Annotated in this window: 16 protein-coding genes, 1 tRNA gene and 1 pseudogene; 14 read left to right on the forward strand and 4 right to left on the reverse strand. The window is 64.3% G+C overall.

The genetic code is table 11. The annotated features are described in order from the left end of the window. Positions 1-34: 34 nt before the first annotated feature. Both PGN27_RS12225 and PGN27_RS12230 read right to left on the reverse strand, forming a co-directional pair. Positions 35-490 (reverse strand): RidA family protein, encoded by a 456-nt coding sequence (locus PGN27_RS12225; RefSeq protein ID WP_335326357.1) that lies wholly within the window; start codon positions 488-490, stop codon positions 35-37. Continuing rightward, the gene (locus PGN27_RS12230; RefSeq protein ID WP_023986385.1) at positions 487-648 is read right to left on the reverse strand and encodes a Sp36 family protein; all 162 of its coding nucleotides are present in this window, start codon (positions 646-648) and stop codon (positions 487-489) included. The genes PGN27_RS12225 and PGN27_RS12230 overlap by 4 nt, the downstream gene beginning before the upstream one ends. 48 nt (positions 649-696) lie before the next feature. Here PGN27_RS12230 and bagA point away from each other — a divergent pair, with 48 nt between their 5' ends. Continuing rightward, complete coding sequence (gene bagA, locus PGN27_RS12235) at positions 697-1,734, forward strand: ATPase BagA (RefSeq protein ID WP_335326358.1); 1,038 nt, start codon at positions 697-699, stop codon at positions 1,732-1,734. Positions 1,735-1,767: 33 nt separating this feature from the next. Beyond that, positions 1,768-2,889, forward strand: a complete 1,122-nt coding sequence (gene bagB / locus PGN27_RS12240) for an ArsA family ATPase (RefSeq protein ID WP_335326359.1) — start codon at positions 1,768-1,770, stop codon at positions 2,887-2,889. Positions 2,890-2,915: 26 nt separating this feature from the next. Here the strand turns inward: bagB and PGN27_RS12245 are convergent, their stop codons facing one another. Next, complete coding sequence (locus PGN27_RS12245; protein ID WP_418888590.1) at positions 2,916-3,269, reverse strand: WhiB family transcriptional regulator; 354 nt, start codon at positions 3,267-3,269, stop codon at positions 2,916-2,918. A gap of 225 nt (positions 3,270-3,494) precedes the next feature. Here PGN27_RS12245 and ponA2 point away from each other — a divergent pair, with 225 nt between their 5' ends. The 4 genes from ponA2 to PGN27_RS12265 all read left to right on the forward strand — a co-directional run bounded on the left by ponA2 (position 3,495) and on the right by PGN27_RS12265 (position 8,363). Continuing rightward, complete coding sequence (gene ponA2 / locus PGN27_RS12250) at positions 3,495-5,939, forward strand: transglycosylase/D,D-transpeptidase PonA2 (protein WP_335326361.1); 2,445 nt, start codon at positions 3,495-3,497, stop codon at positions 5,937-5,939. A 21-nt stretch (positions 5,940-5,960) separates the two neighbouring features. Then, positions 5,961-6,908, forward strand: a complete 948-nt coding sequence (locus tag PGN27_RS12255; protein WP_335326362.1) for a metallophosphoesterase — start codon at positions 5,961-5,963, stop codon at positions 6,906-6,908. Beyond that, on the forward strand, positions 6,905-7,981 hold the full coding sequence (gene cds1, locus PGN27_RS12260) for an L-cysteine desulfhydrase Cds1 (protein WP_335326363.1): 1,077 nt from the start codon (positions 6,905-6,907) through the stop codon (positions 7,979-7,981). The genes PGN27_RS12255 and cds1 overlap by 4 nt, the downstream gene beginning before the upstream one ends. 308 nt (positions 7,982-8,289) lie before the next feature. Continuing rightward, a tRNA-Pro gene (locus PGN27_RS12265) sits at positions 8,290-8,363 on the forward strand. 119 nt (positions 8,364-8,482) lie between these two features. Here PGN27_RS12265 and PGN27_RS25735 read toward each other — a convergent pair. Further along, positions 8,483-8,929: a tyrosine-type recombinase/integrase gene (locus tag PGN27_RS25735; RefSeq protein WP_418888591.1), complete on the reverse strand. Its 447-nt coding sequence runs from the start codon at positions 8,927-8,929 to the stop codon at positions 8,483-8,485. A gap of 1,419 nt (positions 8,930-10,348) precedes the next feature. Between PGN27_RS25735 and PGN27_RS12270 the strand changes: the two genes are divergently transcribed. From PGN27_RS12270 to PGN27_RS12305, 8 genes and pseudogenes are all read left to right on the forward strand, one after another. Then, entirely contained in the window at positions 10,349-10,882 is a 534-nt protein-coding gene (locus PGN27_RS12270; RefSeq protein ID WP_335326364.1) for a hypothetical protein, read from the forward strand. A 256-nt stretch (positions 10,883-11,138) separates the two neighbouring features. Next, complete coding sequence (locus PGN27_RS12275) at positions 11,139-11,864, forward strand: hypothetical protein (protein ID WP_335326365.1); 726 nt, start codon at positions 11,139-11,141, stop codon at positions 11,862-11,864. A gap of 158 nt (positions 11,865-12,022) precedes the next feature. Continuing rightward, a pseudogene (locus PGN27_RS12280) lies at positions 12,023-12,323 on the forward strand (IS3-like element ISAar24 family transposase); the annotation flags it as partial. A 186-nt stretch (positions 12,324-12,509) separates the two neighbouring features. Then, positions 12,510-13,394 carry a serine/threonine-protein kinase gene (locus tag PGN27_RS12285; protein WP_335326366.1) on the forward strand — a complete coding sequence of 295 codons (885 nt, stop codon included), beginning with the start codon at positions 12,510-12,512 and terminating at the stop codon, positions 13,392-13,394. 110 nt (positions 13,395-13,504) lie between these two features. Next, positions 13,505-14,983 (forward strand): amino acid permease, encoded by a 1,479-nt coding sequence (locus PGN27_RS12290; protein WP_335326367.1) that lies wholly within the window; start codon positions 13,505-13,507, stop codon positions 14,981-14,983. Between the two features lie 61 nt (positions 14,984-15,044). Then, complete coding sequence (locus tag PGN27_RS12295; RefSeq protein ID WP_335326368.1) at positions 15,045-15,836, forward strand: acyl-CoA thioesterase; 792 nt, start codon at positions 15,045-15,047, stop codon at positions 15,834-15,836. A 64-nt stretch (positions 15,837-15,900) separates the two neighbouring features. After that, complete coding sequence (locus PGN27_RS12300; protein ID WP_335326369.1) at positions 15,901-16,107, forward strand: three-helix bundle dimerization domain-containing protein; 207 nt, start codon at positions 15,901-15,903, stop codon at positions 16,105-16,107. A 32-nt stretch (positions 16,108-16,139) separates the two neighbouring features. Further along, positions 16,140-17,180, forward strand: a complete 1,041-nt coding sequence (locus PGN27_RS12305; protein ID WP_335326370.1) for a DUF7847 domain-containing protein — start codon at positions 16,140-16,142, stop codon at positions 17,178-17,180. Positions 17,181-17,183: the final 3 nt, after the last annotated feature.

Here is a 17,183-nt window from a genome sequence, read left to right on the forward strand (position 1 = left end):
CCGCTTACGCGACCTCTTACTCATGCTCGGCCGCTTACGCGACCTCGACGATGATCTCGACCTCGACCGGTGCGTTCCGCGGCAATTCGGAAACCCCGACCGCGGAGCGCGCATGCGCACCGCTGTCGCCGAACACCTCACCGAACAGTTCGGAGGCGCCGTTGATGACACCGGGCTGTCCGTCGAAATCCTTGGCCGACGCCACGAATCCGACCACCTTGACCACCCGCACCACCGCGTCGATGCCCACCAGCGCGTGCACCGCGGCCAGCGCGTTCAATCCGCACAGCCGGGCCAGTTCTTTGGCATCCTCGGCGCTGACCTCCGCGCCGACCTTGCCGGTGGACTGCAGAGCGCCGTCACGGATCGGCAGCTGCCCGGAGGTGTAGACCAGATTGCCGGTCCGCACCGCGGGCACGTAGGCCGCCAGCGGTGCGACGACCTCGGGCAGCTCGATACCCAGCTCGCCCAGCCGCTGCGAATGGCTCACTTCGGCCGCTTGAGGTACGCGACGTGCTGCTCACCGGTGGGACCGGGAAGCACCGACACCAGCTCCCAGCCGTCCGAGCCCCACTGGTCCAGAATCTGTTTGGTGGCGTGCGTCAGCAACGGCACGGTGGCGTACTCCCAACGGCTCACTTCAGTCATGACGCAGAGCTTATCCGCCGGGGCTCCCGCCATGGATAGCATGCAGGCGTGGAACATGCATCCGACGACCGCAGGCCGGTCGGCTGGCCGTCCCGCCTGACGAAGGCACGTCTGCACTTCGTCACCGGTAAAGGTGGTACCGGCAAATCGACCATCGCCGCGGCGCTGGCGCTCTCGCTGGCCGCCGGAGGCCGCAAGGTGTTGCTGGTGGAGGTCGAAGGACGCCAAGGCATCGCCCAGCTCTTCGATGTGCCGCCGCTGCCCTACGAGGAGGTCAAGATCGCGACCGCCGAGGGCGGCGGTCAGGTCAACGCGCTGGCCATCGACACCGAGGCGGCCTTCCTCGAGTACCTCGACATGTTCTACAACCTCGGCATCGCCGGACGCGCGATGCGCCGCATCGGGGCCGTCGAATTCGCCACGACGATCGCACCTGGCCTGCGCGATGTGCTGCTCACCGGAAAGATCAAGGAGCTCGTCGTCCGCTCCGACAATCCGGCCAAGACGGCCAAATCCGGCCAAAGTGCCTACGACGCGATCGTCGTCGACGCGCCCCCGACAGGACGCATCTCCCGATTCCTCGATGTCACCAAGGCGGTGTCGGAGCTGGCGAAGGGCGGACCGGTGCACTCCCAGGCCGAGGGCGTGGTCAAGATCCTGCATTCCGAGCTGACCGCGATCCATCTGGTGACCCTGCTGGAGGCGCTGCCGGTCCAGGAGACCATCGAGGCGATCGCCGAACTGCGCGAGCTCGAGCTGCCGATCGGCAGCGTCATCGTCAACCGCAACATCCCGTCGTATCTGTCCCAGGACGATCTCACCAGGGCGGCCCAGGGAGATCTCGACGCCGAGACCATCCGCGCAGATCTGGGCGCCGCCGGAATCACCTTGGCCGACGATGATTTCGCGGGCCTACTGACGGAGTCGATCCAGCACGCCACCCGGATCGCGGCCCGCGCCGAGAGTGCCGAGCTGCTCGAAGAGCTCGATGTCGCCCGACTGCAGCTGCCGGCCATCGCCGACGGTGTCGATCTGGGCAGCCTTTACGAACTGGCCGAAGCACTTGCCGCCCAGGGAGTGCGATGAGCGCTCGCACGAAGAGCCGAAGGAACCGCTGATATGAGCACTTCTCCTGCCGCCCTCGATCTGGGCGCTGTCCTTGCCGATACCAGCAACCGGGTCATCGTGTGCTGTGGTGCCGGTGGTGTCGGCAAGACGACCACGGCCGCCGCGATGGCACTGCGCGCAGCGGAACTGGGACGCACGGTCGTCGTGCTGACCATCGACCCGGCCAAGCGACTGGCCCAGGCGCTGGGAATCGAGAGCCTCGGCAACAACCCGCAGCGGGTTCCGCTCGCCCCCGAGGTGACCGGTGAACTGCACGCGATGATGCTCGACATGCGGCGCACCTTCGATGAGATGGTGGTGCAGTATTCGGGTCCCGGAGTCGCCGACTCGATCCTGGAGAACCAGTTCTATCAAACGGTTGCCACGTCGCTGGCCGGCACGCAGGAGTACATGGCCATGGAGAAACTCGGCCAGCTGTTGGCCGAGGACAAATGGGATCTGGTGGTGGTGGACACGCCGCCGTCACGCAACGCGCTGGACTTCCTGGACGCGCCGAAACGGCTGGGCAGCTTCATGGACAGCCGACTCTGGCGGATGCTGCTGGCGCCGGGCCGCGGCATCGGGCGCATCGTCACCGGCGCGGTGGGCCTGGCCATGAAGGGCATGTCGACGGTGCTGGGCTCCCAGATGCTTTCCGACGCCGCAGGATTCGTGCAGTCACTGGATGCGACGTTCGGCGGCTTCCGGGAGAAGGCCGACCGCACCTACGAGTTGTTGAAGCGACGCGGCACCCAGTTCGTCGTCGTATCGGCCGCCGAACCGGATGGACTGCGCGAGGCGTCGTTCTTCGTCGACCGACTCTCCAGCGAGAACATGCCGCTGGCGGGTTTGATCCTCAACCGCACCCATCCGACGCTGTGCAATCTGGCGGCCGACAAGGCCACCGAAGCCGCCGACGCGATCGACGCGACCAAGGGTGAGGGCAACGTGAGTTCGGCGGTGCTGCGGGTTCACGCGGCGCGGGCGGCCACGGCCAAACGGGAAGTGCGACTGCTGTCGCGGTTCACCGGGGCCAACCCACACGTCGCGATCGTCGGCGTGCCGTCGCTGCCGTTCGATGTGTCGGATCTGGAGGCACTGCGCGCCATCGGTGATCAGCTGACGGGCAGCTGATCACACCGACGGCGGTCGAACCCCGCTCAGACCGCGCTGCGGTGCTTGCGCTGGGCGGCGAAGAAGTCGGCCCACGAGACGACCTCGGGGTGCTGCTTGAGCAGTGCGCGGCGCTGACGCTCGGTCATGCCGCCCCAGACACCGAACTCGACGCGGTTGTCCAACGCATCGGCACCGCATTCCGCAATGACCGGGCAGTGCCGGCAGATGACCGCCGCCTTTCGCTGAGCGGCGCCGCGGACGAATAGTTCATCGGGATCGGCCTGGCGGCAGCGGGCCTGCGAGACCCACGCGATGCGGGCTTCGGCCTCGGCTCCCGGAGTGGCCGTCGGGGTGTGCGTTGCGGCACTCCTATACGTGGCAGACGATGTAACCGACACCTGCATTCCCCTTTACTCCGACCCCTGTTAAGCGTGTGTAATCTGCGCCACATTGCGTCAGGAGTGTTACCTGAATCGCATTGTGTGTTCAAGCTAGGTGGTAGAGGGGCTTTTACGCAACAGTCAGATCACACTTTTTTGGGACGACCGTGCAGTCCGCCGCTCCGAGCGCCGGAATTGGCAGCCCGAGGGCCCCGATTGGACCCGCTGGCTACGCTGTAACCCATGTCCGACCAGCCCCAGCGCCGACCGCCGGTACCGGTGACGGTCATCAAGCTGATGTGGTGCTGCCTGCTGGCCGCCGTGATCGCCGCCGGATTGATGTTTCCTGTCGTCGGCGGTATCGGTCTGATGTCCAACCGCGCCTCCGATGTGGTTGCCAACGGCTCGGCTCAGCTGGTCGAGGGTGACATCCCCGCGGTGTCGACGATGACCGACTCACAGGGCAACCCGATCGCCTGGCTCTACACCCAGCGCCGGTTCGAGGTGCCCAGCGAGCAGATCGCCAACACCATGAAGCTGGCCATCGTGTCCATCGAGGACAAGCGGTTCGCCGAGCACAACGGCGTGGACTGGCAGGGCACCCTGACCGGTCTTTCCGGATACCTGTCCGGCAACCTGGACACCCGCGGTGGTTCGACCATCGAGCAGCAGTACGTCAAGAACTACCAGCTGCTGGTGGTCGCCCAGACCGATGCCGAGAAACGCGCTGCCATCGAGACGACGCCGGCCCGCAAGCTACGCGAAATCCGGATGGCCCTGACGCTGGACAAGACGCTGACCAAACCGGAGATCCTCACCCGGTATCTCAACCTGGTCTCCTTCGGAAACGGCGCGTTCGGTGTGCAGGACGCCGCACAGACCTACTTCGGCATCAACGCCAGCGAGCTGAACTGGCAGCAGGCCGCCCTGCTGGCGGGCATGGTGCAGTCCACCAGCGTGCTCAACCCGTACACCAACCCCGAGGGTGCGCTGGCTCGCCGCAATGTCGTGCTGGACACCATGATCGAGAATGTTCCGCAAGAGGCCGAGGCGCTGCGCGCGGCGCGCGAGCAGCCGCTCGGAGTGCTCCCGCAGCCCAAGGAACTGCCCCGTGGTTGCATCGCCGCCGGTGACCGCGCGTTCTTCTGTGACTACGCGCTGGATTACCTGGCGCGCGCCGGGTTGAGCAAGGATCAGGTCGCCAAGGGCGGTTATCTGATCAAGACCACACTGGATCCCAACGTCCAGGCCACGGTCAAGAGCGCGGTCAACCAGTTCGCCCCCGCCGACACCGCCGGGGTGGCCAGCGTCATGAGCGTGATCCGGCCGGGCAAGGAAGCGCACCCGGTGCTGGCCATGGCCAGCAATCGCACCTACGGACTCAACACCGAGGCCGGCGAAACAATGCAGCCCCAACCGTTCTCGCTGGCCGGCAACGGCGCCGGGTCGGTGTTCAAGATCTTCACCGTCGCCGCAGCGATGGAGATGGGTATGGGCATCAACAGCCAGTTGCCCGTGCCCGCGGCGTTCCAGGCCAAGGGCCTGGGTAGCAGCAGCTCGCCGGGGTGCCCGCCGGCCACCTGGTGCGTCCGCAACGCCGGTGGTTACCGCGACTCGATGAGCGTCACCGACGCGTTGGCCACCTCGCCGAATACCGCATTCGCCAAGCTGATCTCCCAGATCGGGGTGCAGCGGGCCGTCGACATGGCGGTCCGGTTGGGCCTGCGCTCGTACGCGCTGCCGGGTACTGCCCGCGACTACGACCCCGAGAGCAACGAGAGCCTCGCCGATTTCGTGAAGCGGCAGAACATCGGGTCGTTCACCCTCGGCCCGATCGAGGTCAACGGCCTTGAGCTGTCCAACGTCGCCGCCACGCTGGCCTCTGGCGGGGTGTGGTGCCCGCCGAATCCCATCGCCCAGGTCTTCGACCGGCACGGCAATGAGGTCGCGGTGACCACCGAGACCTGTGAGCAGGTCGTGCCCGAGGGATTGGCCAACACCCTGGCCAACGCGATGAGCGAGGACGACAGAGGCTCGGGTACCGCGGCCGGGGCCGCCGGGTCGGCGGGGTGGAATCTGCCGATGTCGGGCAAGACCGGCACCACCGAGTCCAACCGCTCCTCGGCCTTCCTGGGGTTCACCAGCGAGTTCGCCGCCGCCAACTACATCTACGACGATTCGACACAGCCCAGCGAGTTGTGCTCTTTCCCGCTGCGCCAGTGTGGCTCCGGAAACCTCTTCGGCGGTAACGAGCCCGCCCGCACCTGGTTCACCGCGATGAAACCGCTGACACCGGACACCGTGGTGCTGCCGCCGACGGATCCGCGCTATGTCGACGGCGGTCCGGGATCACGGGTGCCCAGCGTCGCCGGGATGGATCTGAGCATGGCGCGGGACCGGTTGCGCGCCGCCGGTTTCCAGGTTGCCGATCAGCCGACCGAGGTGAATTCCGGGTCACCGCGCGGCGCCGTGGTCGGCACCTCGCCGACCGGGCAGACCATCCCCGGCTCGATCATCACCATCCTCACCAGCAATGGCATCCCGCCGGCGCCTCCGCCGCCACCGGTGGGCATCCCTGGCGTGCCACCGATGGTGGGCTCCACGGTGGTCCAGATCCCGGGTCTGCCGCCGATCACCGTGCCGGTGCTCGGCCCCCCGCCGCCACCTGCACCACCGCCACCACCGTGATCTGGTGAGTAAACTGCTGCCATGTCGCACCTGAAGAACACCGCCGCTATCGCCGCAGGCAGCCTGGTCGCCGGCATCGGTTACGCGTCGTTGATCGAGCGCAACGCGTTCGCTCTTCGGGAACTGACCATGCCGGTGCTCACCCCGGGGTCGACCCCGCTGCGGGTACTGCACCTGTCGGATCTGCACATGTTGCCGCGTCAGCGACGCAAGCAGGAGTGGTTGCGCGAGCTGGTGTCCTTGCAGCCGGACCTGGTGGTCAACACCGGCGACAACCTGTCCCACCAGAAGGCCGTACCGGCCGTGGTCCAGGCCCTCGGGGACTTGCTGTCGGTGCCGGGTGTCTTCGTCTTCGGCAGCAACGACTATTTCGCGCCCAAGCCGAAGAATCCGACCAACTACCTGTTCAACAAAAAACGACGCATCCACGGGGACCCGCTGCCGTGGCAGGATCTGCGCGCGGCGTTCACCGAGCGCGGCTGGCTGGACATGACCCATGTCCGTCGCGAGTTCGAGGTGGCCGGCCTGCAGATCGCCGCCGCGGGTGTCGACGATCCGCATCTGAAGCGGGATCGCTACGACACCATCGCGGGGTCTCCCAGCGCGAAGGCCAATCTTTCGCTCGGTGTCACGCACTCGCCGGAGCCGTGGGTGCTGGACCGTTTCGCCGCCGACGGGTATCAGCTGGTGCTCGCCGGACACACCCACGGCGGACAGCTGTGCCTGCCGTTCTACGGGGCGGTGGCGACCAACTGCGATCTGGACCGTTCACGCGCCAAGGGTGCGTCGCAGTGGGGCGCGGACATGAAGCTGCACGTCTCGGCCGGGCTCGGCACATCGCCGTACGCGCCGGTGCGGTTCTGCTGCCGCCCGGAGGCCACCCTGCTCACCCTGGTCGCCGCGCCGGCCACGGGACCGGCCGTCGGAACCCATGCCGGACAAGCACATCCGACCGCATCGGTACGGTGAGCCCCCGCGACTGGGTCGACAATGCGGTCCGGCTGATCGAGGCCGATGCCCATCGCAGCGCGGACACCCACCTGTTGCGCTATCCACTGCCAGCGGCGTGGGCGGACCGTTTCGATGTGGCGTTGTATCTCAAGGACGAGACGACCCATATCACCGGCAGTCTCAAACATCGGCTGGCGCGTTCACTGTTCCTGTACGCGCTGTGCAATGGCTGGATCGGTCCCGACACCACGGTGATCGAGGCGTCATCGGGGTCCACCGCGGTCTCCGAGGCCTACTTCGCGGCGATGCTCGGCTTGCCCTTCATCGCCGTCATGCCGAGCTCGACGAGTGCCGCGAAAGTATCGCTGATCGAATCGCAGGGCGGCCGTTGCCATTTCGTGGACCGCTCGGCGCAGGTCTACGAGGAGGCCGAACGGCTGGCCCGTGAGACCGGCGGACACTATCTCGACCAGTTCACCAATGCCGAGCGGGCCACCGACTGGCGGGGCAACAACAACATCGCCGAATCGATCTTCGAGCAGATGGCACGGGAGGCTCACCCGATCCCGGACTGGATTGTCGTCGGTGCCGGCACCGGGGGCACCAGCGCCACCATCGGGCGCTATCTGCGATATCGGCGCCACCGCACTGCACTATGTGTCGTCGATCCGGAGAACTCGGCGTTCTTCCCGGCCTACGAGCAGGGCCGCCTCGATATCGAGACCGGTGTGTCATCGCGAATCGAGGGTATCGGCCGCCCGCGGGTGGAGCCGTCGTTCATGCCCGGTGTGGTGGACCGGATGATGACCGTGCCCGACTGCGCGTCGGTGGCTGCCGCCCACCACGTCAGTAAGGTGTTGGGCCGCCGGGTGGGACCGTCGACAGGCACCAATGTGTGGGGCGCGTTCGCGCTGCTCGCCGACATGATGGCGGCCGGAAGCAGCGGTTCGGTGGTGACGTTGCTCGCCGACAGCGGCGACCGGTACCGCGATACCTACTTCGACGCGGAATGGCTCAGCAGCCAGGGGTTGGACTCGTCGACATCGGCGGAAAAGCTCGCCGAGTTCGAGGCCTCGGGGCGCTGGAACTGATCCTCGGCCGTGTCCGCGCCGCGCACGGGCCCACGGCCGGACAGGTACAGCCACAATGCCGCGACGCCGAAGAACGTGATGTAGACGAACGCTCCCAGGTCGGTCATATCGGCCTCGTTTCTGTGTGCGGACGCCCCCGAACGGTGTCCTTCGGGTGGTACAACGCCGGGTGGGCGTCAGTTGCTTCCCGGTACCGGCTTCGGCTTGTGAATGCCCCGTCCGGCAGGCCTCCGAAACCACGCTTCGCGGCCCGGGGAGGCCGTTTGGCTTTCCGGCCATCCGGTGCGATACGCTGTCGTGGCTTCACTCGGGGTGTGGCGCAGCTTGGTAGCGTGCTTCGTTCGGGACGAAGAGGTCGTGGGTTCGAATCCCGCCACCCCGACAGTGTGATGAAGGCCCTGACTGGTTATCCAGCTCGGGGCCTTCTTTCGTTGCAGTCCGTAGCTGGTCCGCAGCTAAGCGACTCGCTTCGCGCCATATCCAGTGCCACGAACGCACGCTCTAGGTCCGTCCGGGAAGAGGTCTGCATAGGTGTTCCAAGCTCAGCACTGCCGAAGCGTGACCAAGCATTGTCTGCACGTCCTTCACGTTGGCTCCGGTGCTGATCACCTGGGAGGCGACCGCGTGACGTAGATCGTGCGGGGTTACCACAAGAAACGCCCGCACGGATTTCGTGAGCCGATTCACCGCCTTGTTGAAGACCCGCGGCCGCCAGTTTGAGACACGAAGAACTCCGCCACCGCAGCTGCGAAGATCAGTGCGTCTCGATCTTTCCCCGACCATCGACGCCGCCAACTCGCTGGCCAGAAAGGCTGGAAACGGTACGGATCGGTGTTCGTGTGATTTTGGTGTCGACCACACTAAGCCGCCCCGCACCACGGCGACCGCTTGGCGAACGTGAACCCGTCGCTGAAGCATGTCGGCGTCGCGAACGTGCATGGCCGCCATCTCTCCCCAGCGCAGTCCCGTGTACGCGAGGAACCGAACGGTCGTCGACGGCTATGTCCAGGGTCTACCACGAGGCACTTACGGCGTTATCTATCGTCACCGGGCCGGTGCCCGCTTCCGACAGCTCGGCGACCCAGACACGCACCGCAGTTGCGTGTACGTCCGCGGCGGCCAACGCTGCCCACCGAAGCTCGACATCGGCAGGCCACGTAGATCCGCGAGTCGAGACGGTCGTCTCCTTCTGGGGCCTTGCGTGTCGGTCCATCTCACATGCAGTTCACCAACCGTGATCCGCTCTGCCGCCAGCGCTACGTACGTTCCCGTGATGCGACTGGCGGTTGTTTCATCCAGCGATGCCTGCGCGTCGACACGGCGGTCGCATGAGCAGCTGATGAAGATCGGTGTTTAGACAGCCGGCAATCGCGGCCGCCTCCCGCAGCGCTCACTTCGCCGTCTGGATCGGTCAGGGTCTGCGCCAGGGGCAGGCGGCGGTAGGTGGAGCGGGCGAGCCCAACGGCTTTGCACGCCAGCCGTTCCGACATATTCAAAGTGATTTTGATCACGTCGACGGCACGGTGACTTGGCAGCTGGCTCAGAATTTTCCCTTCGCGATCTCACGAGGGCGTCCTACTCCAGCTCAGCCTCGGCCGACAGCCGCTTCCAACCGGGCGTTCCGCTCGCGCAGCTCTTTGAGCTCCGTGGCAGCATTCCGTGTCCATGCCGCCGTAGCTGCGCCGCCAGTTGTACAGCGTGGCCGGCGGGACCTACGGCTCGGCAGCGGTCTCCTCACCAGTCTTGCCCCCGGCAGCCAGCTCATCCGCCCGACGCAGCTTCCTTACGATGTCCTCCGCGGAATTCAGCTTCCGACACGTCATGTGTGTTCATCGTCCCTCCCTGACCCGACATCGCGCCACGGGACTCCAAATCTGGCTGGACTCCCCAGCGGGAACACGTCACCACGCGCCGGTTCAGGCCGATCATGCGCGGCGCGTCGGCGGTTACTAATTAGATCGCTGGATTGCGTCATCCAGTTGCTGAAGAGCAGGACTTTCTTTGACTCGGCATGATTTTGGCAAATTGAGTGGAGAATGTTGCAAGATGAAGTACCCATGTAGTTCCGTTAAGGTTTAGGTGCATTGTCGCCCGCACAGCGCGGAAGCAAATCCAAGCGAGCTACTCCGGCCCAGAGCGTCGCGGCGGGAAGAATGCTTGTTGAAGGGTGCACCTATGTTCGCTGACAATGTTGCAGAACCTTGCTCATGAAACTGTCGTCGATTCAAATATCCGGATTTGCTCAGACCCGTTGCGTCATGTGCCATATTCACACCGACGGATCCCAAGCGGTGGCGCTCGAAGCTTCTTGGAGAATCCGTTAGTCCGAACAGAAGCTTCAACCAAACAATTTGACGGGGGGATCCGATGTCGAACGGTTTCGACTACGACGTCGCTAATGACGAACATGAATGCGATCAGTTTAAGTTTGCCAAGGGGGCGACTCTAGATGTCAACTCTCTACAACAAGTCGGCGATGACGTCGCGACCTCCGACAGCGACGAAGACGAGATCGATAGCCTTGTTGCTGCGGCGGTCACCGGTCTCGGTCCTCCGGGTGGGGGTTGGGGTGGCGCAGCCGCACCCGTTAACAGGGCACGCGATATCGGCGTGCGTAATGGGTTGACGGTGACTTCTCGTAAACGTTCCAGCGGTTCTACGGGTTCGGATCACCATATCTCACAAGCCCGGTCGGACGCTGTCGACCTGTCAAACGGCAGTTCGCCGACGCCTCAGATGGATCGCACAGCCGCCAAGATCGCAGCTCTTCTCGGGGTAAATAACTGGACCGGAGGCAACTTGCGCGTAACTGTGAGAGGCTATCGCGTTCAGCTGCTCTATAAGACGAATATAGGTGGCAATCATTTCAATCACGTACATGTGGGAATTCGGATGGTCTAGTTCGTCGACCTGGTCTTGCGACCACCACACTTATTCACGTCATTGAAGGCTGGAGTTCACAGCTCCGCATCCCGGTGAAACTTCCGGGGAGGACGTGTGCTTAATCGAGACAGCCGCCGGGTCGCACTATCCCTCATGTTGGCTTACGGATGACGCGAGCTCATTCGATCCCAACATATCCGCGCGTTCGCGTGACCCAGCTTTCCATCGACAACGCTTCGAATGTAGAACCTGATTCTTTGACTAGGAAATGGTTATGGCAGATTACTTCTCGCGATTGGCCAATGCTGTATCTGTTCGCGGATATGCGACAGTTGACCTGCGTGCCATCCAACGAACGCCATTCGTGCGGCTCGACGCGGCGCTGAATGCTGCGCAGTCCACCTATTCGACTGTCTCGCAGCCAAATTGGCAGGCGGCGATCAATCATCTCGTCAACTTGAAGGTGTTACATGCCGACACAGTGTCTGTCCGCACCCGCGATCAGCGAATACTCTTGATTGTCAATAGGCACTCAGTCGGCAACCTCGATATCGAGGAAGTGCTTAACTACCACGCCGCCATGGATCAATGGCTAAAAACACTGAGTGAATATCTGCCGAAACTTGAACTCTCTGAAGGGGAGGCAAAGAACGTAGAACGCGCGAAAGATTGGGTTGGTAAATGGAGCAACTCTGACTCGATCGCATGGGCTGCGGCCAAGCTGCTTGCCGTGCTTTACCTCTCGAGGGGTAAGGGTGTGTGCGTCACGGTGCACCCTGTAGGCAACGCGCCGGCGGATTTCGTTCGGCGCTGGCAGGCGGCCGACCTAACCAGCGAGCATTTCTTCGCGCAACGCATCCATAGCTCTAACTATCTATGGAAAGTTGGGACCAACGACCTGTGGTATGGCGGTACGAGCGGCCTTGAGAATCCTGACGACACGAACTTTGAACCGTGGGTGTCGGACTTGGCGACATTGCTTAAGGCTGCATCCGACTAATAGATTTTCGATGTTCCCGGAACGGGTCTGCTGCACGGTCAGGTGACAGCTTGACCTGCCCTACCGTTCGGGTTCCAGATTCGGTGACTTGATGACGGCCTTCACGAAAGGCTGACCGTCATGCCCACCCCTATCCGGCCGAGTTCTGTGCTCGCGCGATCGCGCTCGTGCGCGCCGGCAAGCCGCAGAAACAGACCGCTGACGACCTCGGGATTCGTCCGGTCACGTTGTCGAAGTGGATTAAGCAGGACAACATCGACCGCGGGGGCGTCCCGGTGTACCGACGAGCGAATCGACAGAGTTGCGCGCGGCGCGGCGACGAATCCGGGAGCTGGAAACTGAGCTGGCCATCGTAAGCCAGTTCTGCGGGGAGGAAAAGCCCCGCCCAAAAGGACATATCCGGTGATCGATCGACTCGTTGACGCCGGAGCACCTGTCGATCGCTGCTGCAAAGTGCTTGCAACGCAATGAGCTCAATCAAACTCCGTGGTGTCGTGGTTCGGGACGAAGAGGTCGTGGGTTCGAATCCCGCCACCCCGACTCGCAGAAGTAGGCCCTGACCGGCATATCGGTCAGGGCCTTTTTCATGCCACCGTGCTTTGATGCCGCCCTGCGAAGGCATCCGGACGCGCATACTCTTGGCCTGTGTTCCGCACCGGTGACATCATCGCCGGCGCCGAGCGCGCGGACGGGGTGTGTCGGCGCTACACCATCGACACGCTGCTCGGCCGGGGCTCCAGCGCCGATGTCTATCGCGCGCTCGGCCCGTCCGGACCCGTCGCACTGAAGGTGTTGCGTGCCGACCCAGCCGCTGCCGACCGCGCCCGGCAGCGTTTTGTCAGAGAGTTCACGCTGGCCGCCATGCTCACCCACCCGCATATCGTCGCCGTGTACGAGATGGGCAAGCTGCCCACCGAGCCCTCGACGCCCTGGATGGCGATGCAATACATCGACGGACCGGACTCCTCGGTGCTGGTCCCCGCTCGCACCACCGACCCGGATACCCCCGCGGTGTTGCGCGCCTGCACCCAGATCGCCGAAGCGCTGGATTACGCCCACTCGATGGACGTGCTACACCGCGATGTCAAACCCACGAATGTCCTGCTCACCACCGACCGCCTCGACGCCTATCTCAGCGATTTCGGCATCGCGCAGATCATCGACGAGGTCTCTGCCCTGCCCCGCAACGGGCGTATCAGTGGATCGATATCCTACGCCGCGCCAGAGCTGCTCACCGGCGAACATCTCACGCCCGCAACAGACTTGTACGCGTTCGCCGCCACGATGCTCGAATGGCTCACCGGGTTGCCGCCGTATCCCCGACCCAGCGCTTTCGCCATAACCTATGCGCACCTCAATGATTCACCACCGCGGTTGAGTGTCCGTCGCCGGTGGTTGCCCCGCAGCCTCGATTCGGTTTTCGCCAAGGCTTTGGCCAAAGTCCCTGCGGCCCGCTATGACTCGTGCGCAGAGTTCGCCGGGATCGTCGTCCACACGTTGCGCGACATCCCGACTGGCGGCGCCAGTTAGCACAATGTTTACACGCCGAAAGTTTCGGCGTCTGTCGGCCGGGCATACGCTCTGGCCAGTACAGCCCGCGCCCAACGGTGAGCGTCGAACCGATACATCAAGGGAGCGATATGTCGACCGATGCCACCTATGACAATTCGGCACTGGCACACGAGGAGGAGGGGTACCACAAGTCCCTCAAGCCACGCCAGATCCAGATGATCGCCATCGGCGGGGCCATCGGCACCGGCCTCTTCATGGGCGCCGGTAGCCGATTACATGACGCCGGGCCAGGACTGTTCCTGGTGTACGCGTTCTGCGGCGTTTTCGTCTTCTTCATCATGCGAGCCCTCGGCGAGCTGGTTCTCCATCGCCCCTCGTCGGGATCCTTCGTCTCCTACGCACGCGAGTTCTTCGGGGAGAAGACGGCGTATGTGACCGGCTGGTTGTACTTCTTCAACTGGGCCGCGACCGCCATCGTCGACGTGACCGCCGTGGCGCTCTACGTGCACTTCTGGGGCATGTTCGAGGCGATACCGCAGTGGCTCATCGCCCTGATCGCACTGGGCATCGTCCTCACCATGAACATCATCTCCGTGAAACTGTTCGGCGAGATGGAATTCTGGGCGTCGATCATCAAGGTGGCGGCACTGGTGACGTTCCTGGTCGTCGGGATAGTGTTCTTGGCCGGACGTTTCGAAATCGAAGGAGCAGCAACCGGTTTCAGCGTCATCAGCGATAACGGCGGATTGCTCCCCACCGGGATGTTCTCCCTGGTGATCGTCACCTCCGGCGTCATCTTCGCCTATGCCGCAGTCGAATTGGTCGGCATCGCGGCCGGCGAGACCGCCGAGCCGGCCAAGGTGATGCCCCGTGCCATCAACTCGGTGATCCTGCGCATCGCCGTGTTCTACGTCGGATCGCTGATCCTGCTGGCGCTGCTGTTGCCCTACACCACCTACCGTGCCGGGGAGAGCCCGTTCGTCACCTTCTTCTCCAAGATCGGAGTGCCCGCCGCCGGCGGCATCATGAACCTCGTCGTGCTGACAGCGGCGATGTCCAGCCTCAATGCCGGCCTGTACTCCACCGGGCGCATCCTGCGCTCAATGGCCATGAACGGCTCCGCGCCGTCGTTCACCGGCGTCATGAATCGAAACGGCGTGCCCTTCGGCGGTATCGCACTGACCGGTGTGCTCACACTGCTCGGCGTGGTGCTCAACCTGTTCGTTCCCGAAGAGGCCTTCAACATCGCGCTCGATCTGTCCGCGTTGGGCATCATCTCTACCTGGGCGATGATCATGGCCTGTCAGATCCAACTGTGGCGCTGGGAGCGCAAGGGCATCTTGACGCGACCGACGTTCCGACTCCCCGGCACGCCGTACACCAGTTACGCGACGCTGGTCTTCCTCGCCGCGGTGACCGCGCTGATGTGTTACGAAAACATCTGGAATCTGATCGCGATCCTGGTGATCGGACCCATGCTGGTGGCGGGCTGGTACGCGGTGCGCAGCAAGGTCATGACCATGGCTCAGCAGCGTCTCGGGTACACCGGTGACTACCCGGTCGTTCCGCAGCCCCCGATACCCGAACGCGGACATGGGGACCATTAGTCGAACGGTGATGTGACCCTCTCCCTCCAGCTCCCAACCAAACGGTTGGTACAGTTCGATGATGACCGAACCGAGTTGGATGGCGGACCTCCTCGACTTCGACCGTGACGGCGACGTGTTCCTGGCCCCGCAACTGGGTGTGCCCGGAATGCGGCTGTTCGGGGGTCTCATCGCCGCCCAGTCGCTCGGCGCGGCCGGGGCGACCGTCGATCCGGGCAAACATCCTCAGTCGCTGCACGCGTACTTCGTCCGCGGTGGGGAATTCGGTGTCGACGTCGAACTGGAAGTCGAACGAACCCGCGACGGCCGGTCCTTCGACACTCGCCGGGTGACCGCACGTCAGAAAGGCAAGGTCATCCTGGAGATGATCGCGTCCTTCCAGATCCCGGAGGACGGCGCAGACTGGCACCCGGCAAGACCACCCAGCGTGCCCCTGGAAGCCGCCGTCCCCAAGAAGCCGGACCTGGACTTTGCCGACTGGCTGGAATTGCGCTGCGATCCAGCCGATACCACGCGGTTCGTGCTGCCGCCCTTCTGGATTCGCAGTCGCGGAACCATCGAGGACGATCCCCTGATCAGGGCGTGCACCCTGACCTTCGTATCCGATATCGGCCCGGTCCCCGCGGCCCGACCACCGGGCACGCCGTTCACACCGGGCGCGGGCACGGGTTTCGCGACCAGCCTGGACCACTCCGTGTGGTTCCACCGGCCGTTCGATCCCGACCAGTGGCACTGCTACGAGATCGATTCACTGGGCAACAGTCACTCCCGCGGATTGGTGGTCGGCGGGTTGTACGACGCCGCGGGTGTGCTCGTCGCCAACACCAGCCAGCAAGCCTTGTGGCGGTTGTGAGCCTCGGCACGTGCCGAGTCCGACACCTTGACCGTGTCGTCGACCGTCGAGAAAAATAATCGACGTGCTGAAGTTGCCGGAGAGTGAACAGATCGCAGCGGTTGAGGATCGCCTGGTTAAACAGTTCACCGATGTACCGGCCGACACCGTCCGCACCACGGTCGCCGCGGCACATCAGCACTTCGTCGAGAGCGCTGTTCGCGACTACATCGCCCTGCTCGTCGAGCGGCGCGCCTTCGCAGAACTCAAGTCCGCCGCACCCGCTTCCTGACACCGCGCGCCCGCCCAGGCAGGATGGTTCCCATGACCGGCACCGCGGGCGGACACCAGCCGTACTACCCTGCGCCACCGCAGTTCCATGCCTTCCAACCCGGCATCATCCCGCTGCGACCACTGAATCTCTCGGACATCTTCAACGGCGCATTCGGCTACATCCGGGCGAACCCGAAGACCACACTCGGCCTGACCACCATCGTGGTGCTGGCATCCCAGCTGCTGTCCTTCGCGCTGCAGGTGTGGCCGCTGGCGTCCGGTGGCGCTCTCGACCCCGCCGGGATCACCGGTCAGTACGACGATGCCGCGCTGCTGGCCGGGTCGGTCATCGGCAGCCTCGCCGGCGTACTGGCGACATGGATCGCCGCCATCCTGCTCAGCGGAATGCTCACCGTGATCATCGGTCGGGCGATCTTCGGCGCCGGTATCACCGCGGCCGAAGCGTGGCAACGACTGCGTCCCCGGCTCCTTCCCCTTCTCGGCGTCACGGCGCTGGAGACCCTCGGTGTCGGTCTGTTGGTCGCCGCGGTCGCCGGCATCATCGCTGTCGTCGCGATCGCTCTCAACGGCTGGATCGCCTTCTTCGTCGGCGTTCCCCTGGTCCTCGGCATGATCGTCGCGCTGGCCTTCGTGTTCACCAAGCTCAGCTTCACGCCCACGCTGGTGGTGCTCGAGCGGCTACCGGTCATCGCCGCGATCGAGCGGTCGTTCGCCCTGGTACGCCATGACTTCTGGCGGGTCTTCGGCATCCGCCTGCTGGCCATGCTGGTGGCCGGGATGATCGCCGGCGCGGTGTCCGTCCCGTTCACCATCGGTGGCCAGGTCCTCATCGGCATGGCCGGACCCGACGGTTCCGGGGCCATCTTCACCGGACTGGCACTGACGACGGTCGGCGCTGCGATCGGACAGATCCTGACCGCGCCCTTCACCGCCGGTGTGGTGGTACTGCAGTACACCGACCGGCGCATCCGTGCCGAGGCCTTCGACCTGGTGTTGCAGACCGGCGCCGGTTACGCTCCTGCCGCCCCGGACAACTCGACCGATCATCTCTGGCTGACCCGACACCCCTGACAT

Source organism: Mycolicibacterium neoaurum (assembly GCF_036946495.1).
Taxonomy (GTDB): domain Bacteria; phylum Actinomycetota; class Actinomycetes; order Mycobacteriales; family Mycobacteriaceae; genus Mycobacterium; species Mycobacterium neoaurum_B.